We start from the raw sequence: 26,172 nt of genomic DNA, 5'->3' as shown, positions 1-26,172 counted from the left end.
TGTTTCATGGGGTTATTAATAAGACCTAATGTATCCTTACTTTAGGCTAAATAAATTGGTTTCTCAGATTTTTTACTATTGAGACGCCAATGTTTGCGTTAATTTTTCATTAGCAAATAACATAATTTTATTTACTACTTCTTCTATCGAAAGCTCGGTAGAATCAACAATTAACGCTCCTTCAGCTGGCACAAGTGGAGCCACTTTTCGGCTCTGATCACGTTCGTCTCGTTGACGTATGTCATCCAGAAGGCGCGTGATTTTAACATCAAAGCCTTTCTCTTTCAACTGATTATATCTGCGTTGTGCGCGCTCTTCTGCGCTGGCAGTCAAAAATACTTTCACGGGCGCGTCTTTAAAGACGACTGTTCCCATATCACGACCATCTGCTACCAATCCAGGTGACACTTTAAAAGCACGTTGTCGTCTTAACAAAGCCTCTCTCACTCTTGGAAATGCGGCTACTTTTGATGCTAAAGCACCAATTTCTTCTGTACGAATTGAGCTAGTGACGTTCTCACCTTCCAAAATCACCTTACTATCGCTATCAGATGATATTTCAAACTGCACATCAAGATGTGCAGCGATGGGGATCAGAGGCTCTTCGTCTTCAACAGTTAAATGATGATGCTCAATTGCAACTGCCAATACTCGATAAATCGCACCACTGTCTAATAGGTGCCACCCTAACTGCTCAGCAACTAAACGTGCAGCAGTTCCTTTACCAGCACCACTGGGTCCATCAATGGTTATTACTGGAATGTTATCCTGCATATATATTCTCCAAATGCCGAAATCGGCGGCATTATACTGGATTTAGTTTTCAAAATCGCGTAAAAATTTTTTGTTAAATCATAAAGTAGAGACTAGCGCTAACTTATCAAAATAATCAGGAAAAGTTTTCGCCGTACACTTTGGGTCATTAATAGTGACAGGTATGCCACTTAATGCGACTAATGAAAAACACATGGCTACTCGGTGATCATTGTAGGTATCAATCTCGGCATGCTGGATAACTTTAGGAGGAGTGACTGATATGAAGTCTTCACCTTCAATAACCTCTGCTCCTACCTTTCTAAGCTCTGTTGCCATCGCTGATAAACGATCCGTTTCCTTTACTCTCCAATTATAAATATTACGAATCGACGTAGTACCTTGAGCAAAAAGCGCTGTAGTAGCAATCGTCATTGCCGCATCCGGAATATGATTCATATCCATATCTACCGCAATCAATGGTTTGCCTTTAACTGTGATAGATTCATCATGCCAAGTCACTTGTGCGCCCATTTTTTCCAGTACATCGGCAAAATGTTTATCGCCCTGCACACTTAACTTACCAACACCGTGAACGGTAATCTCGCCACCTTTGATCGCACCAGCTGCTAAAAAGTAAGATGCGGAAGAAGCATCACCTTCTACCATATAGCGCTCTACGGCTTGATAACATTGCTGACCACTAACGATAAATGATTGGTAATCATTGTTTTGCACATTAACACCGAAACGACGCATGATATCTAAGGTGATATCAATATAAGGCTTAGACACCAATTCACCCTCGATAATAATCTTTGTATCTGTTGCTAATAACGGGGTGATCATCAGTATGGCAGTTAAAAATTGACTTGAAATTGAACCGTCGATAGTCACCGTATTGCCCGATAAGGCTTTACCATGAATTTTTACCGGTGGATAATCTTTATTTTCAATGTACTCAATATCCGCATTTAATTGCGCCAGTGCATCCACTAAATGACCGATAGGTCTTTCTTTCATCCGTGGTTCACCGGTTAATATAAATTCACCGTCACTCGCAGCAAGTGCTGCACATAAAGGACGCATAGCGGTACCAGCATTACCTAAGTATAATTCCACAGGACTGCTGCTTTGAAAAAAACCATTATTGCCAACAATAGTGCACTCAGTACCGCAATCACTTAAGCGATAATCAACCCCGAGGCTTTTTAACGCATCTAACATATGCTTAATGTCATCACTCACTAATAGATTAGTGATCGTCGTAGTTCCTTTAGCGAGTGCAGCAATTAATAAGGCACGATTAGATAAACTTTTAGAGCCAGGTAAAAAGACTTCGCCATTAATTTTGTTTATTGGCTGTAACGTTAACTGCTCCATTTTATCTTTTAACCTCTTGTTCAAATTTTTTCATAAAATCCACTAACTTTTCAACGCCTTCAATCGGCATAGCGTTATAGATGCTTGCCCGCATCCCTCCAACAGAACGGTGCCCTTTCAAGGCAACAAGTCCTTGCGCTTTTGCTTGTGCTAAAAATTGCTCGTTTAACGATTCATCAACCAACCAAAAAGGAATATTCATTAAGCTACGATTTTTATCAATAATGTGATTGTGATAACAGGTACTTTGATCAACATATTGGTAGATTAATCTTGCTTTTTGCTGGTTAAGCTTAGCAATTGCACTGACCCCACCTTGATCATTTAACCATTGAAAGACTAAACCTGCTAAATACCAGGCATAAGTGGGCGGAGTGTTGTACATAGAATCATTATCTGCAATTAATTGATAATTCATGATACACGGGGTTTCTTTACGTGCATTCCCGAGTAATTGCTCATCAATAATGACAATTGTTAATCCCGAAGGACCAATATTTTTCTGTGCACCAGCATAAATCATAGCGAACTGACTAACATCAATCTCACGAGACAAGATGGTTGACGACATATCAGCAATTAATGGCACACCATTGGTATTAGGTATATCAAACATTTCAATACCATCAACCGTTTCATTAGGACAATAGTGAATATACGCTGCATCCTCACTAAGTGACCATTGCTCAGTATTTTTAACTTGTATTAAGCCATCCTTTTCTTCTACAACATTGATGGTATTAATATCACCAAAATTACGCGCTTCCTCAGCGGCAGCTTTGGACCAAGAGCCACTAACAACATAATCGGCTTTTTTTCCGACAGGTAATAAATTCAGCGGGACTGCTGAAAATTGTCCGCGACCGCCACCATGACAAAAGAGCACTTTATAATTGTCCGGTATGTGCATCAATTGTCGTAAATCGGATTCTGCTTTTTGTGCAAGTGCAATAAACTCTTTGCTTCTGTGACTCATTTCCATCACTGAACAACCGGTATCTTGCCAATTGAGAAACTCTTGTTGAGCTCGTTGCATTACTTGTGAAGGTAACATTGCAGGACCTGCAGAAAAATTATAAACACCGGACATGATAAAAATACAACCTTAATATTTTATTTACTAATAACAACGCTTATCGATATTTGGCATACCAACAAGCCTAAATTCACAATGTATAACGACGGTTTAGTCTGAAACCAAAACAGTCCTATATTTGACATCATCACTGATGCACATCCATGCACCATTGATGGTGCCTACATGGATGTAGGTACTTAGTTTTTGTCTAAAGCGGACCTACTTCCTTGGCTCTGGCATCCTGCTTCACTCTACCTCCTGCATCCATGCAATCGTGTACATCGCCGCTCTTTTACATCCATGTAACCGCGACATACCGTACTTCCTCGGCTCTGGCATCCTGCTTCGCTCTACCTCCTGCATCCAAGCAATCGTGTACATTGTCGCTCTTTTACATCCATGTAACCGCGACATACCGTACTTCCTCGGCTCTAGCATCCTGCATCCAAGCAAGTATACATCGTCGCTCTTTTACATCCATGTAACCGCGACATACCGTACTTCCTGTACATAACCCCTTGCTAACACCATCCATGGCACGCAAGGATAAATATATCCATACATAAAAAAATAGGCGGTGATTAACCGCCTATTTTAAAACTTGATGCGGTAACGCTATTCGTTATCGCCATTGTCGAGCGAAGATTGCTCTTCATGCTCACTCGTTGGCGGTGTGTCAGCTGAGTCACTCCCTTCTATAGAGCCCTCAGCGTCAGTTTCACTCGACTCATCCACTTCAATCTCATCGATACGTTGCAAGGCAACCACATGCTCATCTTCCGCGGTACGAATAATACGAACACCTTGGGTGTTACGACCTATAACACTCACTTCATTGACCCGAGTACGTACTAAAGTACCGTTATCAGTGATCAACATGATCTCGTCTTGTTCTTCTACTTGCACTGCACCAACGACTGGCCCATTACGTTCACTCACTTTAATGGAAACCACCCCTTTCGTCGCACGACTCTTCGCAGGATACTCTTCCAAGGCGGTACGCTTACCAAAGCCGTTTTCCGTCACAGTTAATATTGGACCATCATTTTTCGGCACAATTAACGAAACAACTTTCTGATCACCTTCCAGTTTAATGCCTCGCACACCCGTAGCTGTTCTGCCCATGGCTCTTAACGCATGAAGTTCTTCACCTGTTTCAGGATCAAGCTTCACGGCACCCGTTTCACTATCACGGACTTTTTCGTTAAAGCGAACAACTTTACCTTCATCAGAGAACAACATAATGTCATTCTCCCCGTTAGTAATATCAACACCGATCAAAGTATCATCATCTCTTAAATTTAAGGCAATAATACCGTTAGCGCGTTGATTTGAGTACGCAGTTAATGGCGTTTTCTTCACTGTGCCTGATGCCGTTGCCATGATGATATACTTATCTTCTTCATATTCCCTCACAGGCAATATTGCAGTAATTTTCTCATCACTTTCAAGTGGCAATAGATTAACAATCGGACGACCACGAGCTGTTCTACTTGCCAATGGTAGTTGATACACTTTCAACCAATACAACTTACCACGGTTAGAGAAACATAAAATGGTATCGTGGGTATTAGCAACGAGTAAGCGCTCAATAAAATCTTCTTCTTTCATTTTAGTGGCAGCTTTACCTTTACCACCACGACGTTGCGCTTGATAATCAGAAAGTGCTTGATACTTCACATAACCTTCATTCGAAAGCGTTACGACCACATCTTCTTCACAAATTAAATCTTCAAGTGATAAATCATGTGACGCATTAGTAATTTCAGTTCGACGCTCATCACCAAATTCATCACGAATTTGCTCAAGCTCTTCACGAATCACTTCCATTAAACGTGCTGGGCTGGCCAAAATATGCATTAACTCAGCAATTAAGTCTAATAACTCTTTGTACTCATTTAGAATTTTTTCATGTTCCATGCCCGAAAGCTTATACAATTGTAAATCAACAATTGCTTTGGCTTGCTCTGGTGTTAAGTAGTACAAACCATCGCGAATACCGTATTCAGGCTCTAACCATTCAGGGCGAGCAGCATCAGTACCTGCAGCTTCAAGCATGCTGGCAACATTACCTAAATTCCACCCCTGAGCAACAAGTTTTTCTTCTGCTTCTTTTCTGTTTTGCGAAGTTTTAACTAATTCGATCACAGGATCGATATTAGCAAGCGCAATGGATAAGCCTTCTAAGATATGAGCACGGTCACGAGCTTTACGTAATTCGAAAATAGTTCTTCGAGTCACGACTTCACGACGATGCAAGACAAACTCTTCAAGCATATCTTTTAAGTTAAATAATCTTGGCTGGCCATTACTTAATGCCACCATATTTAAACCAAAAGAGATCTGCATCTGAGTCAACTTAAACAAGTTGTTTAAAACGACCTCACCGACATCACCACGTTTAACCTCAATAACCATACGCATGCCGTCTTTATCCGACTCATCACGTAGTGCTGAAATGCCTTCTAAACGTTTTTCTTTGACTAACTCAGCCATTTTTTCAATCAAGCGCGCTTTGTTCACTTGATAAGGTAATTCATGAACCACGATGGTTTCTTTACCTGTGCTTTCATTCACTTCTATTTCAGCACGAGCGCGGATTTTCATTTTACCGCGTCCAGTTTTATAAGCTTCATGAATGCCAGCTCGGCCACTAATAATACCGGACGTAGGGAAATCTGGGCCAGGAATATGTTCAATGAGCTCTTCAAATGTGATGTCTTCATTTTCAATATATGCCAGACAACCATTGATCACTTCAGTTAAGTTATGTGGTGGTATATTTGTTGCCATACCAACCGCAATACCTGAGGTGCCGTTAACTAATAATGTTGGAATGCGGGTTGGCATTACCGCTGGGATTTGTTCTGTACCGTCATAGTTAGGGACAAAATCAACTGTTTCTTTATCAAGATCCGCTAAAATTGAATGAGAAATTTTATCCATGCGGATTTCGGTATAACGCATTGCCGCGGCAGAGTCGCCATCCACGGAACCAAAGTTTCCTTGGCCATCAACAAGCATATAGCGCATTGAAAAGTCTTGCGCCATCCGCACTATCGTATCGTAAACAGCCGTATCACCATGAGGGTGATATTTACCGATAACATCACCTACCACACGGGCAGATTTTTTATAAGGTTTATTAAAGTCATTGCCTAATACATTCATCGCAAACAAAACACGACGGTGTACAGGTTTTAAACCATCCCGAACGTCAGGTAACGCTCGCCCTACAATTACGCTCATTGCATAATCTAAATAGGAGCTTTTTAGCTCATCCTCAATATTGACTGGAGCAATATTTTTTGCCAGATCGGTCATAAAACGACGGTATCCCTAAAATTATTATTTGGAAATTATTATTGTCAAAACGCAGCACATGATACTACCACAAAGTATCGGTAGGCAGTACTGCTTTATAACATGACATTTTGCTTTGGTTAACTATCTATTTCAAGTGATTATTTGAGTGATTGAACAAAGCCGGTATTTTGAAATGGATATCGCAGCAATTAATGATGATTTATTCATCAACAAACCAATTTTGCACATAACATCCGCTATCATTCGCGCTTTTCAATAAACATTTTTCCAAACTAGGCGAACTATTAACTTTAGTTTAGAATAACCCAACTTTTATATTAGCCAGTTTGAAATTGACGCTATGACGCAAAATGTGAATCATGAAGAAATCGCCAAGTTTGAAAAAGTTGCCAGTCAGTGGTGGGAACTTGATGGCGAGTTTAAACCACTCCATCAAATCAACCCCTTACGTCGCCAATTTATCATTCAGCATGTAGAAACATTATTTGAAAAAAATATACTGGATGTAGGCTGTGGTGGTGGTATTTTAGCCGAGAGTCTGGCGCAATTGGGGGCAACAGTCACAGGTATCGACATGGGTGAAGAGCCGTTAAATGTTGCCAAATTACATGCGCTCGAATCAGGTATAAAAGTGGATTATCAAAAAATTACCGCAGAAGAGATGGCACAACTGCATGCGAATCAGTTTGATGTCGTCACCTGTATGGAAATGCTTGAACATGTCCCCAACCCACAATCTATCGTTCAGGCATGTAGCAAATTAGTCAAACCTGGTGGTTTTGTCTTCTTCTCCACCTTAAACAAAACAATAAAATCGTATTTACTCGCTATCCTTGCGGCAGAAAAGATTTTAAAGCTTGTCCCTGATGGTACTCATGATCACCAACAGTTTATTCGCCCTTCACAATTAATCGGCTGGGCTGAACACTATAACTTAAAATGTATCGATGCAGCAGGTATTCACTATAACCCGATCACTGAAAATCATAAATTGATTGATTCTTTAGATGTGAACTACATTTTGTGCTGTCAGAAGGTTTAGTAAATGACGACACCATCACAAGCTGCAAAAGGCGTATTGTTTGATCTAGATGGCACCTTACTTGATACCGCAGACGACCTTGGCAGTGCACTAAATCATGTACTTAATCAACGTGATTTTCCTTCAATAAAACCTGAGCGTTATCGCCCTGTTGCATCTGATGGTGCAAAAGGCCTGTTGGAGTTAGGTTTTGGTCAGCAATTAACTCAGTTTTGTTATGACGAATTAAGAGCTGAGTTTTTAGCTTATTATCAACACCATATTGCCGATAATACCTGTCTATATCCAGGGGTTGAGCAATTGCTTAATACGCTTAATCAACGCAATATCCCTTGGGGCATAGTCACTAATAAGCCGGAAGGTTTAACCTTATCGTTATTGCCACACTTTCCTGAGTTTGCCCAGTGTAAAGTTGTTGTCGGTGGCGATACCTTGCCGACCAGAAAGCCGGATCCACAACCCCTACTGTTTGCTGTAAATGAGCTTAATATAGAGGCAACTGATTGCTTATATATCGGCGATGCTTTACGAGATATTGAAGCAGGAAATCGTGCCCAAATGATCACCATAGTGGCACAATGGGGCTATATCAAAGCAAGCGATGACACTTCCCTTTGGCAAGCAAACTATATTGCTGAAAATAGCTCAGATTGCCTTACGTTCATTTAATCACCAAGGTGATTATTAATAAAACAATAATTATAACCCACTGTAAATTAAAGGATTTTATTTCTATATTACAATTTGTAATATAGAAATAAAAATTCTAACTAAAATAAATCTATCCAGTAAAAAAAAAGCGAAAAAACCGTTGCGTTTCCTAAAAATCAAATTTAAAAGACGGTACTAAGTTAGTTGTCACTAACTAAATAATTCTTCGTATAATCCATGCTCAAAACAGGGCTTTTTTAGTGCTTGCAATAACACTAAAACCTCATTATCTTGTGATCAGATTTAAGTTTTGCCCCAAGATGTAGTGCATTAACTCAAATTCAAATTTTTGTAAACATTCAGCTTTAATAATTAAAAAAATAATCGTAGAGATACAGGTTTTTCATGAATAACAACCTCTTTGTAACCAAACGCAACGGCAATAAAGAACCCATAGATCTAGAGAAAATCCATAAAGTAATCGCATGGGCCGCAGATGGATTAGATAATGTTTCTGTCTCACAAGTAGAGTTAAAGTCACACATACAGTTTTACGATGGCATTAAGACAGAAGATATTCATGAAACCATCATTAAAGCTGCTGCTGATTTAATCTCAGAAGAAACTCCAGATTATCAATATCTTGCCGCACGTTTAGCGATATTTCATTTACGCAAAAAGGCTTATGGTCGCTTTGAGCCACCAAAATTGTATCAACAGGTCGTCAACTTAGTTGAGGCGGGTAAGTATGATCAACATTTATTAGCTGACTATACTGAAGCTGAATTTGAACAGCTAGAGCAATTTATCGATCATCGTCGCGATCTAAATTTCAGTTATGCTGCAGTTAAGCAACTTGAAGGCAAGTATTTAGTACAGAATCGTGTGACTGGTGAGATATATGAGAGCGCCCAATTTTTATATATTTTAGTGGCGGCTTGTTTATTTGCTAAGTACCCTAAAGAAAACCGCTTAAGTTATATTGAAGGTTTCTATAACGCAATTTCAACATTTAAAATTTCACTTCCAACACCGATAATGGCCGGAGTCAGAACTCCTACTCGCCAATTTTCATCTTGTGTGTTGATCGAGTGTGGTGACAGCTTAGATTCAATCAACGCATCTTCAAGTTCGATTGTAAAATATGTCTCACAACGTGCGGGAATTGGTATTAACGCGGGGCGTATTCGTGCATTAGGTAGTACTATCCGCAATGGTGAGGCTTTTCATACGGGTTGTATCCCCTTTTATAAGCATTTTCAAACGGCGGTTAAAAGCTGCTCTCAAGGCGGTGTACGTGGTGGTGCTGCAACCTTATTTTATCCGCTATGGCACTTAGAAGTTGAAAGCCTATTAGTACTCAAAAACAATCGCGGTGTTGATGAAAACCGCGTTCGTCATTTAGATTATGGCGTGCAATTTAATAAGCTTATGTACCAACGTTTAATTAAAGGCGAATCAATCACGCTCTTTAGTCCTAGCGATGTACCAGGTTTATATGATGCCTTTTTTGAAGATCAGGAAAAATTTGAAGCGTTATATTTACAATATGAAGCCGATGATTCAATCCGAAAAAAATGTATAAAAGCAATTGAGCTATTTACTTTATTTGCTCAAGAACGTGCTAGTACTGGGCGTATTTACTTACAAAATGTCGATCATTGTAATACACACAGTCCATTCTTACCTGAAGTGGCTCCGATCAGACAAAGTAATTTATGTTTAGAGATTGCACTACCAACAAAACCATTAAATGACATCAATGATCCCGAAGGGGAAATTGCTCTTTGCACACTATCAGCATTTAATTTAGGCGCCATTGATAGTTTAGATGAGTTAGAAGGCCTAGCTGATTTAGCCGTTAGAGCGCTAGATTGTTTATTAGATTACCAAGACTATCCGATGCCCGCAGCACGAAATGCTACTATGGGTAGACGAACACTAGGCATAGGCGTAATTAACTATGCCTATTATCTAGCTAAAAACGGCCTGTACTACTCCAACGGCAGTGCAAATAACTTAACTCATAGAACCTTTGAAGCAATACAATATTATTTATTAAAAGCATCAAATAACTTAGCAATTGAGCAAGGGCCATGTCCTAAGTTTAATGAAACTCGGTTATCTCAAGGTATATTACCAATCGATACCTATAAAAAAGAGATCGATAATATTACTAATGAACCCTTACATTTAGATTGGGAGAGTTTACGAGAAAGCATTAAACAGCATGGGGTAAGAAATTCAACCGTATCAGCCTTGATGCCATCTGAAACGTCATCTCAAATCTCTAACGCTACAAATGGTATTGAGCCGCCTCGTGGTTTAATTAGCATAAAAGCAAGTAAAGATGGGATTTTGAAACAAGTTGTGCCTGAATACGCCACATTAAAAGATAACTATGAATTGTTATGGAACATCCCTAGCAATGAAGGCTATTTAGAATTAGTTGGCATTATGCAAAAGTTTATTGATCAAACCATTTCGGCAAATACTAACTATGATCCAGCTCGCTATGAAGGCGGAAAAGTTCCTATTAAACAGATTTTGAAAGATTTATTAACCGCTTATAAGCTCGGCATTAAAACCATGTATTACCATAATACTCGCGATGGCGCTGATGATAATGTTGAAGTAGAAGATGATAGCTGTGCCGGCGGCGCTTGCAAAATATAATAATAATTTGCGCTATAACATGATGCTATAGCGCAATTCTTTTCCCTCGAACGATAAAAATAGATATTTGAAACAATCCGCTTCTTTGATTGTTTCTAGGAGCAATAAATGACCTACAGTACCTTTAACCAAACTCCAAATAACGCATTACTTGAACCAATGTTTATGGGGAATAGTGTTAATGTTGCCCGTTACGATCAGCAACGTTATGTTGCATTTGAAAAATTAATTGAGAAACAGCTATCATTTTTTTGGCGTCCTGAAGAGATTGATGTATCGAAAGACAGAGCCGACTGGCAAGGACTAACCGACTCTGAAAAACATATTTTTATCTCTAACTTAAAGTATCAAACCTTACTTGATAGTATGGCTGCTCGTTCAGTGAACGCGGTATTATTACCATTAGTGTCTTTACCCGAGGTAGAAACATGGGTTGAAACCTGGGCGTTTAGTGAAACCATACATTCGCGTTCATATACCCATATTTTACGAAACTTATTTACCGATCCAAGTGAAGTATTTGATGATATTGTTGTTAATCCAGCCATCTTAAAGCGTGCTTCTTCAATCGCTAAATATTTTGATGATGTCATCATCACTACCCAACTTCTACAATCCCAAGGCGAAGGGGTTTATGATGTTGAAGGGAAATCAATTGAAGTGACAGAGCGTCGCTTGAAGGAACGTCTATTTTTAGCCATATGCTCAGTCAATGCGCTTGAAGCTATTCGTTTCTATGTCAGCTTTGCTTGCTCCTTCGCGTTTGCAGAACGAGAATTACTAGAAGGAAATGCTAAAATTATTAAGCTTATCGCTCGTGATGAAGCATTACACTTAACAGGCACTCAGCATATTCTTAATAACTGGTTTAGCGGAAAAGATGACCCAGAGATGAAAGAAATTGCTCATGAAATGCGTAATGATGGCTTACAAATTTTCCTCGATGTCGTTGAGCAAGAAAAAGAATGGGCACAATACTTATTTAAAGATGGTTCAATGATAGGCTTAAATGCTGAAATTCTAAATCAGTATATTGAATATATCAGTAATCAACGATTAGCTGCTATCGGCTTTGATGCTCCGTTTGAGATAAAGAGTAACCCACTCCCTTGGATGAATGCTTATTTGGTGAGTGACAATGTTCAAGTAGCTCCACAAGAAACAGAAATTTCAAGCTATTTGGTCGGTCAGGTTGACTCCTCTGTTTCTAGTGATGACTTTGACGATTTTGATCTTTAACGAATGGGTATCAACTTGGAACTTAGCATTAATTTTCAAGTGAGCTAGCATGTCAGATGCTAGCTCATCTTCGTCTAACGTGACCAAACGCCATACCATCGAAGTGGCACAACAAACGGTGCAATACGACCCTCAAGATAAAACGCTGCTTAATAGTCTGGAAAAGGCTAACATTGAAGTACACTATCACTGCCGTGATGGCTTTTGTGGCGCATGTCGAGTGACATTATTAACAGGCAAAATATGCTACCCCAATGGTGAGCCACTCGCCTTTGTTGGTGAAAATGAAATTTTGCCCTGTTGCTGCATTCCCGTCAGTGATGTTAGCCTAAGTATTGATTAACATAATTAGACTAGCTATTTATCAATCAACTGACGTTTGATCCCCGCTAATACATTCGACAGCTGCTGTTCAAGTTCAGCAAAGAGCTCATGATACTGTTGTGTGCGCTGTTCATTTATCGCCAGATCAAAACTCTTGGCGGCTTCAAATAATGTGTTAGCACTAATGGAACAAGCAACGCCTTTTAACGTATGAACTAAGTGTTTTAATCGCTCTAGATCATTAGCTTTAAGTGCTTGCTCAATATGCTCACCATCTTTGCCATGATCTTCGTAAAACATCAGCAATATTTCTTGAAACAAGCCATCATCCCCTAATACGTTTTTAACTCCACCTTGGTAGTCAATACCTGAAAACTCTAGTTCAGTTTCTACTGGCTGGTGATTTACTTCTGCCGCTTGAGACATACATACACCTTCACTATTGTTTCTGCGACTGTCATTAACATTAATTTGATTGCGACCGTTGGCTTTTGCTTGATAAAGTAATATATCTGCATGACGGAGCATTTCATCATAAGAAATTGTAGATGAACATTCAGTCACCAAACCCACACTAACGGTCAATGAAATCGCAATTTCTTTACCATTAGAATCAACGTTAACAGGTGTTGTTTCAACTAAATATCGGCAACGCTCACACGCTTGAATCGCATCTTGCAAAATGGTATTAGGCATGCAAACAGCAAACTCTTCACCGCCTACTCTGCCAATGATGTCATAATCTCGAAATACTGAACTTAGTATGTTCGCAAATTCAACTAACGCTTTATCTCCCGATTCATGACCATAATTGTCATTGACCTTTTTAAAAAAATCGAGATCAAACATGGCTAATGATAGACACTGATCAGCGCGTTTTGCCTGATTAATGGCTTTTTTAACTAAACTATCAAAATGACCACGATTACTTAGCTGAGTTAATGAGTCGGTATTAGCGAGTAATTCAAGTTGCTTAGTTTTTTCCATTAATACCAACGCATTCTTGATCCTAGCTAATAATATTTTTGCCGTATAAGGTTTAGTAACATAATCACTGGCACCCAATTCGAGTGCAGCAACAATTTGCTCTTCTTTCTCAGAAGCAGATAGCATGATAACGGGGAGGTGCTCAAAATTAGCCATCGGCTTGATCTGTTTTAAAGTCTCTAAACCAGTAAGACCAGGCATGTACATATCAAGTAAGATCAAATCAACTTCAATCGTTATTAATAACTGTAATGCTTGCTCCCCCGAGTTGGCCAGAACCACATCATAACCTGCTGTTTTTAAGTCAAACTCAAGTAGCCTTAAGCTAGATTTTGCGTCATCAACCGCTAATATTGTATACACTTTTTATTATTCACCTAAAGACTTCAGTCAAGTCACTGTTAAGAGGTCAATCAATTGAAACATTTATTATCATATGATGTCAGGGCGTTGACCATTCAATTTATAGCTATGTTGCACATGAAAGAGGCAACCACTGTTTGTGCTGACCTTATAAAACTCTCATCTGGTTATGCCAAATACATCACTAGAGATACTGTATGCCCTTGCTCACGCTAAGTTTTTGCATCCCTTAACTAACAAAGTGCGATATTTTCAAGGCAACCCTTAGGGTTATGACTACAATAAACAGTAGAGCTACCCTATTCATAATCACTAAGTTATTGTAATTCTACTGATAAGTAAAATAAACTCTTTGCTCAATAATACAATCTATGATGCATAAAGAAAATCAAATATCACTCAATACTTAGCTAAAAATGCTGCCAACTCTTGAGAATTAAACGGTTTACGTAAAACAGGGTATTGCCACATATTATCTTCTTCTGCAATATAACCGCTAATCGAGTACACTTTAATTGACGGGAATTTCGTTTTCACTAAAGCCACCGCATCCCGCCCTGAAATATCAGGTAAGATCATATCTGTAATAAAAATATCAAATGATTGTTCACCTTCTAAGACCGCCTCTAACGCCTTTTTATTCCCCACGTAATGTGTTTTTGCACCAATACTTTCGAGATATAATGCAACATATTCACCTATACTAACTTCATCATCTAACACCAGTACTTTTTTTCCGTCCATGGTCGAAGTCGCCACCGTTTTTTTAGCTATATCCGGTGGTTGTTTCAAAATTTTACAAGGTAAAACTAAGATAAACTCAGCGCCACCAAGCTCACTATGCCCTTCTACACGTATTTCACCATTGTATTTATACATAGTGCTATAAACATTAGCTAAGCCGAGACCATTACCCTTATTAACCGACTTACTGCTATAGAAGGGATCAAATATTTTAGATAAATCTTCCTGCTTTATTCCTATACCGCTATCTTGTACGTGAATTTCTAGTAAGTTATCAGCATTAAGTGTTACAAATATCGAAATTTTACCTATTAAGCCTTGTTCTTGAATGGCATCTTGAGCATTTAAGACTAAATTCAACAAGATATTAATAAATTCACCTTGCGGAAATTTAATCTGACATTTGATCTCATCAAAATTTAACGAAAACTCAATGGTGCTTAACAGCAATTGCTCAAATAAATATTTGTTGTCTTTAATTTCTTTAATTGGGTCGAATGTGATCATTTTCACGGTGGGTTTTCGGGTAAATGCTAATAAACGTTTAGTGACATCTTTACCTTTATCAATGGCATTTTTCACACGCTCAATATATTTACCAATATCTTGATTTCCTTGTGCAACTTTTAACTCAAGCATTTCTGTGGCGCCAAGAGCAACGCCTAATACATTATTAATGTCATGAGAAACTGTACCAAAAGTATTGCCTAACAATGCCAAACGATTGCTAATAATTTGCTGCTGTTCTTGTCGATACTTCTCGGTGACATTCTCAACAATCCAAATGTAGATTTCCTCTTCCGGTTCGAAGGTAACCGACATATCAAAAACGGAAATATATTTGTCAAAGCTGATATTGGCATATTTTATTTGTCCCTTCTCTTTCGCCAAACGTTTATACTTCATGTAATCATTAATACTAAAATTAATATAATTAAATAATACTGCGTTTGCTGAATCTACTTGTGGTGACAAATCCTGGTAGACAATATTGTCGTTTTCATTAATGAAAAATATTGGTACCTTAATGCTGTAATTGACCATGGCCATCAGTTTCAACTTTTCAATCATATCCTCTGTTTGAGAGATATCCCGAAAAACGCCAAAAATACCTAGCAACTTGCCATCAGGATCAAGTTCCACTTTACCGACTGATTCAACTTTGACTTTCTTACCCTTGGCATTGATCAACGTACTTTTAAAATGAAATCCATGCTTTTCCTCAATCGCGTTATCCACTAATAACTTAATACGAGAGCGCTCTTCCTCGACATAAAATTCAATCGCAGAATCTATACTCGGCTGGTATGTTTTAGGATGAACACCATGAATGGTATAAATGCCTTTAGACCAATATAATTTATTATTAACTAAGTCAATACGCCAATGACCTGAGTTGCCCAACTGCTCTGCCAACTGTAAGTAGCTATTTTGCTTTTTCAGCTGTGCTATTAATTTCTGCGATTCAGAAATATCTTTAACAGAGCCGAACATTTTCAATGGCTTGCCTTTATCGTACTCAAACACCTTGCCAAGCACGGTGAGCCACTTTTTATCACCTTGTTTGGTGATCACTGGATAAGTGGGGTTGATGCACGGAATATTGCCGAGAAAGTGTTGCTGCACTTGGTGATATACATCTTGCAGATCATCAGATGCTAAGTGTTGTTCCCAAAACGATGTTGTACATTGAAATTCTTTCGCTTCATAACCTAATAGCGCCATAAGTTGTGCCGAATGGTATAAGGTTCCTTGTTCAATATTCCATTCCCAAAATGCTTCTTCAATCTGTCCAACCAAGCGCTGAGTTGTTTTATCCGCTTTATTTTTTAATGCAATATCAACATAAGGGCTTTTTTCGATAAATAATAGCAAATAGTCATCCGTACCACTGACCTTCATCTGACAATGAATAATATTTTGCGCCTTATTGACTAACTGTACGACCCTTTGCGCAGGTTTATTACTTCCACTATGCGTGACAGAGTTATTATGCCGATACGAAACATAAGACGTAACGACTTTATCAGGAATTAACTGTTCAATATGCTGACCAATAATCTCTGTTGATTGATAACCAGTTAACTCTTCTGCTAATGAATTGCAATCAATGATGTTTCCATTCAGGTCAATACAAATAACACTAAATGGAAGTTGTGCCATATCAATCTTATCGAGCTCAACCGTCAAAATAGCTCATCCTCTTCATCAAGCTCATCTTCTGACTGAGAAGCACTTTGCAAAGTATTTAACTCTTTAAGTTCATCAACACTGGCTAGTGCCTTATCGAGTAAATCACCCACTTCAACAAATAATGCTTCATCTTGAGAATGCTTATTCAATGCTGTTTGCACTAAATCTGTCAAGTACTCTTCTTGTTCCATGGTCATATCCAACACATGAAAACTCATGCCTATATTTTGTACAATCTCCCCCATAACTTCTTTTTGGTGATGCTTTGATTTTTCAATCATATGTTTAGTCTTAGTGACCGCTTCTTGTATTTGATCTTGCACCGTAGTCAGCGAGTTTTTGTAAGTAATAAACGCCATACGTGCGCCTATGCACTCGATCACAGATGCAAGTGCATCAATGTAAATATCAGTATCAATAGCACCTTCTTCTAGGTTAAGAATTAATATTGAAACTAACGGATGATTGAAAATAGTACGAGTACCAAACCGATAAAGGCGCGGCTTGATTTTTAACAGCTTCATTACATCAATTTCAACGGGGGAGCATAAGCCATTTTTTGAACTAAAAAACGAAGGAGCTTCATTTAACGGGTAAAAAGCAATACACCCTTGTAAATTGGTACTATATAAATACGAAAAGACTTCATCTCGTATTTTCTCGATGGTGAAGCAGTTATTCAAACGTGAAGTTAACTGCATACAGCTGCCGTACTTCGAGGCTTGCGCCATTGAAATGTTAATCACCCGATCTTTCGAACTTAACTCATCTTCAAAATGATGAATTTGTTCTTGATAAGTAATTAATTTTTCTAATTTATTACTTAACGCGAGTAATGAAATTGGTTTAGCTAGAAAGTCATCAGCGCCGCACTCAAGCCCTTTGAGTATGGCATCTTCAGTGGCAAGCCCTGAATATAAAACAAATGACTTAGCCACATTATTTTCAGCAACCTTATCTTTAATCCAATCAGAGCCTTTTTCCTGACCTATATTTTCATCGACTAAGGCGATATCAACCATGCCAACATCAGAAATAACAGCTTCAGCACGATGTAAACAATCTGCACTATAAACAGTAAACTTATCTTCTAATGCTTCACTAAGTAACTCTAAATAACTTTGTTCATCATCTATGATCAATATTGTATGCTTAGACATCGATATACATTCCTTTACGTGATTACTTGTTATGACCCTTAATATTCCAGCAGAGAACATCAATAAATATATTAATGATTCAACTAGTTAAGCATAGTCAATAATTCACTAATTTCCCAAATAACAATTCACTCCTTTACGCAAAAAGTCCCGTGTTATTGAATTAATTCATTGAGTCAACGCAATGGTGATACCAAGCTTCAACTAAACTACCATTGTCATGATATTTTATCTGCTCACACAATTGAGCCACTAAATGCATACCACGCCCCGAAAATTTATTCTTCTGACCGCCACTTTGTTTCTCAGCGCCATTTAACACATCATCAAGTGTTGAAAAGTCAAAACCTTCGCCACTGTCTTTAACTTTAATAACGAACATCCCTCCATCAGGCACTTTAAAATAACGGATATCAATCTGTATCATTCCAACAGTTAAATGCTTAAGCCTAGTTTCCCTTTCACTAAAATATTGACTAAACCCTTCATCAGATGACTTCATCATAGAATCCAAAACTAGAACGCCATGATCTAAAGCATTAACAAACAACTCAGTTAATATGGTAAATAAATTTTGCCAATGCTCTGAGTGCCCTTCGATTTCGTTGATCTGGCTCATTGCGATGGGAATTGGATTGACACATGCCAAACGTTGTCCTCTAAGACTCAGCTGCCAATGCCATAAGGGGTCTGTCTCATCAATTAGTTGGGGAATTTTATGATGTTTCTGATTTTCAGTATTAACAATCAATGGAGATTGCCAATCACCGCATGGAATATCTATCAATGAAATATCATCTTCGTGGGGTAAACCTTGACAAAATTCTGTAACACGACTGCGCACATAATAATTCACATTGCTATCTTGCACCCCCTGGTGAGCAGCTTGTTCAAAACGTGCGACACCAAAAATATCTCCATTTTCATTTCGAGCCTCAATGATCCCATCACTGATCAAAATAACCCGATCACTATCATTAATCGATTGCACGTGAGTGCTAACATCAGTGAGTAAATTAGGCAAAATGCCTAATGGCGGATGAAACGAAGCGATTTTGTTTTTGATCTGTCCAAGACAATCAAAAATATAAACATCAGGTAACCCAGCATTGAAGATGTATACAGCGTTCTCTTGACTTGAAATTGTGACTACCGCTGCCGCTAAAAAAAAGTCAGTAGGCAATAATTGATAAAGCTGTTGGTTCAACTGTGCGACTATTTCGTTTAATGAAAAACCTTTATTTGTCATCGCTCTAAACGCTTCAGCTAATGGAATAGCCCCAATAGAGGCACGCAAACCATGCCCTGTAAAGTCACCCAGTAGCACATTTAGATCACCATTGGGATTTAACGCGGTAAGCTGTATATCTCCACTAAATAATTCAGCTGCATCTTTTATCATGCCGATTCTATCAAGGCCATAATTACGAGATTCAATCACGCTAAACATCAATTGTTCCGCAAGCTCAGCATCCTTTTGTTGTGCTTGTTGCAGTTGCTTAACTTGCCTATACAAATCACTGATCCGCTGAATAGATTTAATTTTTGCTTTAAACACCGCAGGAGTAAACGGTCGAACTAAGATGCCATCACCACCAGCTTCTATGCTATCAACATAAGCCTGTTCAGTATCAAGGCTGGTCACAAAAATAAGAGGACATAAACTATTATCTTTAGATAGCTGCTTTATTTGCCTTGCTGCCTGAAAACCGTTCATCACAGGCATATTAATATCCATTAACACTAAGTCAGGTTGATGTTCAACAAATAAAGCGATTGCACGCGCGCCATCATTAGCGGTCAGAACACGATAGCCTTCCTCTTTAAGCAAGATACTCAATACCTTACATTGCATAGGGGAGTCATCGACCACCAAAGCAAGGTTCGTATATACTTGAGAAACCCTCCTTTCTTTCTCCATCATTAACGCTCAATGGTTAGCAAACGTTGAAACTGAGCGATTTCTAAAATTTTATAAACGGCATCTGTAGGATGAGTGATTTTTAACGTGCCTGATAATTTTTCTATATGTTCTTTTAATAATAAAATCATGCCTAACGCAGAACTATCCATATAGGCAGTATCTTTTAAGTCGAGGACAAATGTCATATTATCCTTGGTATAATTGACATATGCATCTTTAAATTGCGGGTGTAAAGAGAAATCAAAACGACCTTTAATCGCAATAACAACCGTATTATCTTGCGCCAATTCCTGAACATCTAATCCCATATTGATACCTCTTTAATTTTAATTATAGCCTTGGCCGACTAGCATTTAGGGCTTCTTTCATTTGTTGTGTGTTTAAACTGGCATATGAAAGTATTGCTGAAGGTATTTTACTGAGATCATACATATCAGTATGAGCATCAAGAGCATAAGCGCTACCTGGCATTCCCCATATTAAGCTAGAATGTTTATCTTGAATAATAGTGCGAGCACCCTGTGCTTTTAACCGCAACATACTTTGAGCACCATCATTTCCCATACCAGTCAATAAAACTGCTTGCACATTATTAGCTACTGGTAATAATGATTCAAATAACACATCCACTGATGGCTTATGGCGATTCACCTCTGGGCCATCATCTAATACGCAAAAATACGCTCCATTTTTCTCGACCACGGTTAAGTGTTGATCGCCCGGAGCGATATAAGCACAGCCTTGTTTGATCTTTTGACCATGTTTTGCTTCTTGTACACTCATGTGACAATGTTCATTTAAACGTTCAGCAAACCGTGCGCTAAAGGTTTTAGGTATATGCTGAGTGATCACCATTGGCGGACTATTACTAGGCAAATTAATTAATACTTTACGAATCGCCTCTGTTCCCCCAGTAGAAGCTCCGATAGCAACTAAATGATTAGGACGCTTAACACCTGAAAATTGCAAGCATGTACCTGTAACATGCTGCGTCATCGACTTAACAACTAAATAATTTTTCTGATCGACTGCCACAGCCGACTTAACTTTAGTTAACAATAATTCTGTAAAGTTATCCTTAACAGCCATAAGCTCTTCAAAACTCGGTTTAGCAATAAAATCAACAGCGCCAATTTCTAAAGCTTGTAAAGTAATGTCTGCCCCATGGGTCGTTAACGTAGACAACATCACCACCGGCATTGGTTTTAGCCGCATCAGGTTTTTGAGAAATGTAATACCATCCATTTTAGGCATTTCTACGTCTAAAGTGATCACATCAGGCTTAAGTCGCTTAATCTCCTCTCGCGCCACAAAAGGGTCTTTCGCTTCACCGACCACTTCAATAGCTTCATCACTACTCAAAATTTCATTAACAATATTTCTGATCACGCTGGAATCATCAATTATCAATACTTTGATTTTTTTCATATCAGTATGTAACCCAAAGCACAATTAGCTTTAATGATCAAAACAACTCAATATCACCATCGACAGGTTCATTATCAATGCTACTACGATAATCTGTCTCTCTTCTAACAATAGTATCATTGTGTAAGTTGTCGAGTCTTTTCACAAAAGCCCTACCTGTTGCGGGCTCAAAGAGCACTTTGCGAGGATAATAATCACCAATATCAGAGCTTTCTAATACAATATTTTCTTCTTGCAGATAATGCAGTGCAAAGTCGATATTTTTTTGCCCGACATCCGACATTTGTTTTAATACTTTTCCGCCCCCAAACAACTTTGCCCTTAAATTAATTCGATGACCGCCATTTTTTAAAATTAAATTAATTAAATGTTCCATTGCAAAATTGCCATAGCGAGTCGCATCGCTTGCTAAGCCGCGTTTTCCCCAATCAACTTCATGTGCTTCTTTATCCGTTAATGGCAGCATAAAATGATTCATGCCTCCTATACCAATACGGTTATCCCAAATACAAGCGGAAATACAAGAGCCTAAAGTGGTTGCTATCGCAACATGCTCTTTGGTCATATAGAACTCACCGGGTAATATTTTCGCAACCACCATTTCCCTTTGCTTATCCCAATAATGGTTAACATGGGAAAACTCTGGCAAGCATGTTCGCAGGCATTGCTCTAGATGTATATTGTTATGCCGACCCAATCCCATGACCCGTTTACCCTTTCACATTCGCTAGTACTGGTTTTCGAAATATTGTTCGACCGACATTTTCAAAATATTGCTGATAATGTCCTAAGTTTTCACTATGCCCTAAAATCAATAGACCACCTGGTGTCAGCATATCGTAATAACGCTCAAACAAATCAAGTTGTGTTTTTTTATCGAAATAAATAATAACGTTACGACAAAAAATAATGTCAAAAGGCCCTTTCATTGGCCATTCATGCAATAAGTTTAACCGTTTAAAAGTTAATAACTCTTGTAAGCATTTTGCTACCTTAACTTTATGTTCATTAGCACCAGATCCTTTAGAAAAATAGTTTTTTACATAATGACTGGGCATGTCCTCAATCCGGCGTTCATCATATATTCCTTGTTTCCCCTTATTTAACACATCACTGTCAATATCTGTCGCTAAAATTTTAACATCCCATGTGGACAAGAAATTTTTACAACATTGGTGAACGACCATAGCAATACTATAAGGTTCTTCTCCTGTAGATGCCGCAGAAGACCAGATACGGATCCGCTTTTGTTGCTTATTTTTTTCAATTAAACGGGGCAGTTCAATTGACAATAAATAGTCAAAATGGTGTTGTTCACGAAAGAAACTGGTTAGGTTTGTGGTAATGGCATTGATAAAATAATTTTTTTCTTGTTCTGGTTGCTCTTTTAATAACTGGCAATATTGGCTAAATGAGGTAAATTTTCGTTCTCTGATCACCCGTGTAAGCCGTCGATAGACCATCTCTCGCTTACTGGCATTTAACACGATACCAGCGGCCTGATAGACATATTGACAAATAAAGTTAAACTCTTTATCCGACAGTCTAAAAGACCGCTCTCTTAAATCAGTCATGGCTAAACGCTAAAACTCTTCCCACTCTTGATCAGATGCTGTTTTCTCTCGGCTCTTTCTGGTTGTTGAAGCGGGTTTAGATATAGGCTTCCTACTTTTTCTCGCAGGAGTAGTTATTGGTGAATCAACCTGTTCCTCATCGCTATTAAAGAACGCCACTTGATTGAGTAACGATTGAGATTGCTCCTCCATCGACTTACTTGATGCCGCCGCTTCTTCAACTAATGCGGCATTTTGTTGAGTCATTTCATCCATTTGTGATACAGCGGCACTGACCTCTCCGATACCAGCGGCTTGTTCTTTACCTGCACTATCGATGTCACCAATCATTTTACTGACTTCTTCAATGGCAGTCACAAGCTCGGTAAATGTTTGTCCGGTTTCATCGACTAACTTAGTGCCTTGACCAACCGCATCAACACTATCATTAATTAAGCCTTTAATTTCTTTCGCTGCACCAGCTGAACGTTGCGCTAAGTTTCTAACTTCTGCGGCAACAACAGCAAAACCTCTACCTTGTTCGCCAGCTCTGGCGGCCTCAACAGCAGCATTTAACGCCAACAGATTAGTTTGAAAAGCGATTTCATCAATAACACTAATAATATCGGCAATTTTCTTGCTCGATTTATTAATATCACTCATCGCGGTAATCGCATTCTTAACAACTTCACCACCGTTGGTGGCCTTTTCCATGACAGAACCCGATAACTTGCTTGCTTCGGTGGCATTTTCCGCATTTTGCTGGACTGTGCTGGTTAACTCTTCCATAGCCGATGCTGTTTCTTCTAAGCTGGAAGCCTGAGATTCAGTTCGATGACTAAGTTCATTATTTCCTTCAGCAATTTCTCTTGCAGAATCAAAGACATTAGTCGAAGCAGAACGGATCTCCTCCACCATATTACTTAAATTAGCAATAGAGCCATTCATCGCTTCGGCTAAAGCTAAGAATTCACCGGCATACTGACCATCCATCTCTTGAGTTAAGTCACCTTTTGAAAGCGCTTGAGCCACTTTAATGGCTTCGGTGATCGGATCAACAACTGCATTCATTAAGCTATTAATGCTGTCTCCTAAGCCTCTCATAAAGCCATCGTAATTGGTCGTATCAATACGGCTATCAAGTTGCCCTGAAATAGCATCGTTGATCATTTTCTCTACTTGACTTTGCGCATCTTTTTCTTCCGTTAAGTCCGTCCACTGTACCGCTGTTCCTACATGAGTCCCTTTATCGTCCCTTAACGCTATCGCGATTAAATTAAAGGTTAAACCCGCGACAGAAATTTCTGATTGATACGGTAAATTATCAGGGTTGCCTAATAAATTTTGTTGATGTGCAGGGTTTTTATGAAAAGTATCAAAGTTTGTTCCTACCATAGTATCAACACTAAAAGAGGGTAATACGGTACGAAGCTGTGTTTCTCGCTTCCTTAACATTTGCATGACAGCAGGATTAGCATAAACAATATTGCCTTTGGTATCTGCCATCATCAAATTTGTCGTCATACCTTCAACGGCTGAAGTTAAGCGCCCAACCTCGATAGATTTTGATCGAATATCAGTCACATCTTGCCACTCTAGAGAGTTACCGATATATGTGCCTTTGGAATTCATTATCGCGGTCACATTTAACTGAAAGGTTAAATCAGCAACATTAATATCGGCTTTCCAAGGTAAATTGCTCGGATCATCTAATAATTTACGTTGATGACTTGGGTCTTTGTGAAAATTATCAATACAAGCACCTATGATATAATCTTCCGTTGCTTTAAATCCCGGAAATATTTGAGCAAATTTTGCTTCATGGCACTTAAATAGTGCCATAGTTGCCTCGTTGGCATACGTGATATTAAAGTCACGATCAATCATCATGTTTGCTGTACTTGATTGATCAACCGCGCCTTGTAACTGTGTTGCTCTGTTTTCATCGGCTCGAGCTTGCGTCACATCGCTCCACTCTAATGAGTTACCAATATACTCACCACCTTGATCAAATATTGCCGTAACATTTAGTTCAATTATCAAATGGCCAATCGTAATGTCTGTTGTATAAGGTAAATTATTAGGATCACTTAATAATTTACGTTGGTGTTCAGGTTTTACATGAAAGGTATCAATACAGGTCCCTAAAATTGAATCTTCCTCGGCTTTAAATCCTGGCCATTCGAGTTTAAAAACATGCTCATGGGTTTTAAGTAGCTTCATCGTTGCAGGATTAACATATGTGACAATAAAATCACGATCTATCATCATAAAAGCGGTGGCAGATTGTTCCAAAGCCGCCATAATAAATTCACTTTGCTTACTATTATCTTTTGACATACTGCCCTCTTTTTCTTTTGAAGAACCGTTATCGTTATCGAGCTGTTCAGCTTTATTTGCTGCTTCTATCATGGTCGTAGATAAGGTTTTATATACTGCTGTCCATGCCCGCTTTAATGGTGTATTAAAATCATCACCTAAACCTGCTTCTAATGTTTTAATTAACGCTTCACCGACTACGTCATAATGTTCGGGTTTCACCCCGTATTTAAGGTGACCCACGCCTAGTTTTTCCACCGCAGGGAGCAACTTATCAGGATCATTTAATAGTTTCACAGCGGTATCTAGCATCGCCATTAACTTTTTACCTTGCTCAACTATGTCACTTTTAAACATAGGCTTAAGTGACGGATCCAATTCAAACAGGGTTTGGTAAAATATTTCCGCCGCTTGTGGAGCAATTGGCGCTACTTTTTTCCAGCTTTCTTGCACTAAAGTTATTTGCTTAGGTGTCATATTCGATGTGTCCTTAACCTATATAGTTGTTTCAACATTTTCAGTTAAACTATTATCTTTGGCTTTAACATGATCATTGACAGAATACAGCTCATCTTGATCGAGCAAAGTTTGAGTATCGAGTAAAATAATGAGCTTATCGTCAATACTGGCTAATCCTTTTAAGAAACAGCGATCAATTTGACTGCCAAACTCTGGCGGATTACTAATGGAACTTTGGCTAAATTTATACACTTCAGAAACGGCATCAACCACTATTCCCACCACCATTGGCCGAGTTTCATTATGATCACTCAAAATAATCGTGACGGTTTGGTGATCATACTCCAAAGGTTCTTTACCAAAACGCTGGCGAAGATCTATGATTGGAATGATCACGCCTCTTAAGTTAATCACCCCTTTTAAATAATCAGGCTTATTAGGTAACTCTGTGACCGAACTCCAAACACGAATTTCTTGAACACATAAAATATCAACACCAAACTCTTCACCGCCGATAAGAAAAGTTAAGTATTCTTGTTCTTGTTCCATATTGGAAAATCCTTACACTT

Annotated in this window: 19 protein-coding genes; 5 read left to right on the top strand and 14 right to left on the bottom strand. The window is 38.6% G+C overall.

All coding sequences use genetic code 11. The features are described 5' to 3' along the window. Positions 1-75: 75 nt before the first annotated feature. The 4 genes from cmk to gyrA all read right to left on the bottom strand — a co-directional run bounded on the left by cmk (position 76) and on the right by gyrA (position 6,538). The gene (gene cmk / locus IV514_RS12310) at positions 76-774 is read right to left on the bottom strand and encodes a (d)CMP kinase (protein WP_206485567.1); all 699 of its coding nucleotides are present in this window, start codon (positions 772-774) and stop codon (positions 76-78) included. A gap of 78 nt (positions 775-852) precedes the next feature. After that, on the bottom strand, positions 853-2,136 hold the full coding sequence (gene aroA, locus IV514_RS12305; RefSeq protein ID WP_206485881.1) for a 3-phosphoshikimate 1-carboxyvinyltransferase: 1,284 nt from the start codon (positions 2,134-2,136) through the stop codon (positions 853-855). A 1-nt stretch (position 2,137) separates the two neighbouring features. After that, on the bottom strand, positions 2,138-3,226 hold the full coding sequence (gene serC, locus IV514_RS12300; RefSeq protein WP_206485566.1) for a 3-phosphoserine/phosphohydroxythreonine transaminase: 1,089 nt from the start codon (positions 3,224-3,226) through the stop codon (positions 2,138-2,140). A gap of 603 nt (positions 3,227-3,829) precedes the next feature. Beyond that, the gene (gene gyrA, locus IV514_RS12295; protein WP_206485565.1) at positions 3,830-6,538 is read right to left on the bottom strand and encodes a DNA topoisomerase (ATP-hydrolyzing) subunit A; all 2,709 of its coding nucleotides are present in this window, start codon (positions 6,536-6,538) and stop codon (positions 3,830-3,832) included. A gap of 343 nt (positions 6,539-6,881) precedes the next feature. Between gyrA and ubiG the strand changes: the two genes are divergently transcribed. The 5 genes from ubiG to yfaE all read left to right on the top strand — a co-directional run bounded on the left by ubiG (position 6,882) and on the right by yfaE (position 12,492). Beyond that, complete coding sequence (gene ubiG / locus IV514_RS12290) at positions 6,882-7,583, top strand: bifunctional 2-polyprenyl-6-hydroxyphenol methylase/3-demethylubiquinol 3-O-methyltransferase UbiG (protein ID WP_206485564.1); 702 nt, start codon at positions 6,882-6,884, stop codon at positions 7,581-7,583. A 3-nt stretch (positions 7,584-7,586) separates the two neighbouring features. After that, on the top strand, positions 7,587-8,252 hold the full coding sequence (locus tag IV514_RS12285; RefSeq protein WP_206485563.1) for an HAD-IA family hydrolase: 666 nt from the start codon (positions 7,587-7,589) through the stop codon (positions 8,250-8,252). Between the two features lie 387 nt (positions 8,253-8,639). Continuing rightward, positions 8,640-10,910: a class 1a ribonucleoside-diphosphate reductase subunit alpha gene (gene nrdA, locus IV514_RS12280; RefSeq protein WP_206485562.1), complete on the top strand. Its 2,271-nt coding sequence runs from the start codon at positions 8,640-8,642 to the stop codon at positions 10,908-10,910. Positions 10,911-11,018: 108 nt separating this feature from the next. Next, positions 11,019-12,149 (top strand): class Ia ribonucleoside-diphosphate reductase subunit beta, encoded by a 1,131-nt coding sequence (gene nrdB, locus IV514_RS12275; protein ID WP_206485561.1) that lies wholly within the window; start codon positions 11,019-11,021, stop codon positions 12,147-12,149. A gap of 49 nt (positions 12,150-12,198) precedes the next feature. Beyond that, entirely contained in the window at positions 12,199-12,492 is a 294-nt protein-coding gene (gene yfaE, locus IV514_RS12270) for a class I ribonucleotide reductase maintenance protein YfaE (RefSeq protein ID WP_206485560.1), read from the top strand. 14 nt (positions 12,493-12,506) lie between these two features. Here the strand turns inward: yfaE and IV514_RS17525 are convergent, their stop codons facing one another. From IV514_RS17525 to IV514_RS12220, 10 genes are all read right to left on the bottom strand, one after another. After that, complete coding sequence (locus IV514_RS17525) at positions 12,507-13,823, bottom strand: diguanylate cyclase (protein ID WP_206485559.1); 1,317 nt, start codon at positions 13,821-13,823, stop codon at positions 12,507-12,509. Between the two features lie 399 nt (positions 13,824-14,222). Then, a complete protein-coding gene (locus IV514_RS12260; protein ID WP_206485558.1) occupies positions 14,223-16,757 on the bottom strand; it encodes a PAS domain-containing sensor histidine kinase in 2,535 nt (844 codons plus the stop codon). Continuing rightward, positions 16,754-17,920: a response regulator gene (locus IV514_RS12255; protein ID WP_206485557.1), complete on the bottom strand. Its 1,167-nt coding sequence runs from the start codon at positions 17,918-17,920 to the stop codon at positions 16,754-16,756. Before IV514_RS12255 ends, IV514_RS12260 begins: the two co-directional genes overlap by 4 nt. A 163-nt stretch (positions 17,921-18,083) precedes the next feature. Next, positions 18,084-19,844 (bottom strand): SpoIIE family protein phosphatase, encoded by a 1,761-nt coding sequence (locus IV514_RS12250; protein ID WP_241242350.1) that lies wholly within the window; start codon positions 19,842-19,844, stop codon positions 18,084-18,086. Further along, entirely contained in the window at positions 19,844-20,152 is a 309-nt protein-coding gene (locus IV514_RS12245; RefSeq protein ID WP_206485556.1) for an STAS domain-containing protein, read from the bottom strand. The genes IV514_RS12250 and IV514_RS12245 overlap by 1 nt, the downstream gene beginning before the upstream one ends. Positions 20,153-20,174: 22 nt before the next feature. Further along, positions 20,175-21,272 carry a chemotaxis response regulator protein-glutamate methylesterase gene (locus IV514_RS12240; RefSeq protein WP_206485555.1) on the bottom strand — a complete coding sequence of 366 codons (1,098 nt, stop codon included), beginning with the start codon at positions 21,270-21,272 and terminating at the stop codon, positions 20,175-20,177. Positions 21,273-21,309: 37 nt separating this feature from the next. Further along, a complete protein-coding gene (gene cheD / locus IV514_RS12235) occupies positions 21,310-21,975 on the bottom strand; it encodes a chemoreceptor glutamine deamidase CheD (RefSeq protein WP_206485554.1) in 666 nt (221 codons plus the stop codon). Between the two features lie 7 nt (positions 21,976-21,982). Next, on the bottom strand, positions 21,983-22,846 hold the full coding sequence (locus tag IV514_RS12230; protein WP_206485553.1) for a protein-glutamate O-methyltransferase: 864 nt from the start codon (positions 22,844-22,846) through the stop codon (positions 21,983-21,985). Between the two features lie 9 nt (positions 22,847-22,855). Then, the gene (locus tag IV514_RS12225; RefSeq protein ID WP_206485552.1) at positions 22,856-25,621 is read right to left on the bottom strand and encodes a methyl-accepting chemotaxis protein; all 2,766 of its coding nucleotides are present in this window, start codon (positions 25,619-25,621) and stop codon (positions 22,856-22,858) included. A gap of 18 nt (positions 25,622-25,639) precedes the next feature. Next, a complete protein-coding gene (locus IV514_RS12220; protein ID WP_206485551.1) occupies positions 25,640-26,152 on the bottom strand; it encodes a chemotaxis protein CheW in 513 nt (170 codons plus the stop codon). Positions 26,153-26,172: the final 20 nt, after the last annotated feature.

Source organism: Thalassotalea sp. G2M2-11, assembly GCF_017168195.1.
In the GTDB taxonomy this organism is placed as follows: domain Bacteria; phylum Pseudomonadota; class Gammaproteobacteria; order Enterobacterales; family Alteromonadaceae; genus Thalassotalea_E.
This window is presented reverse-complemented; position numbering and strand designations above follow the sequence as displayed.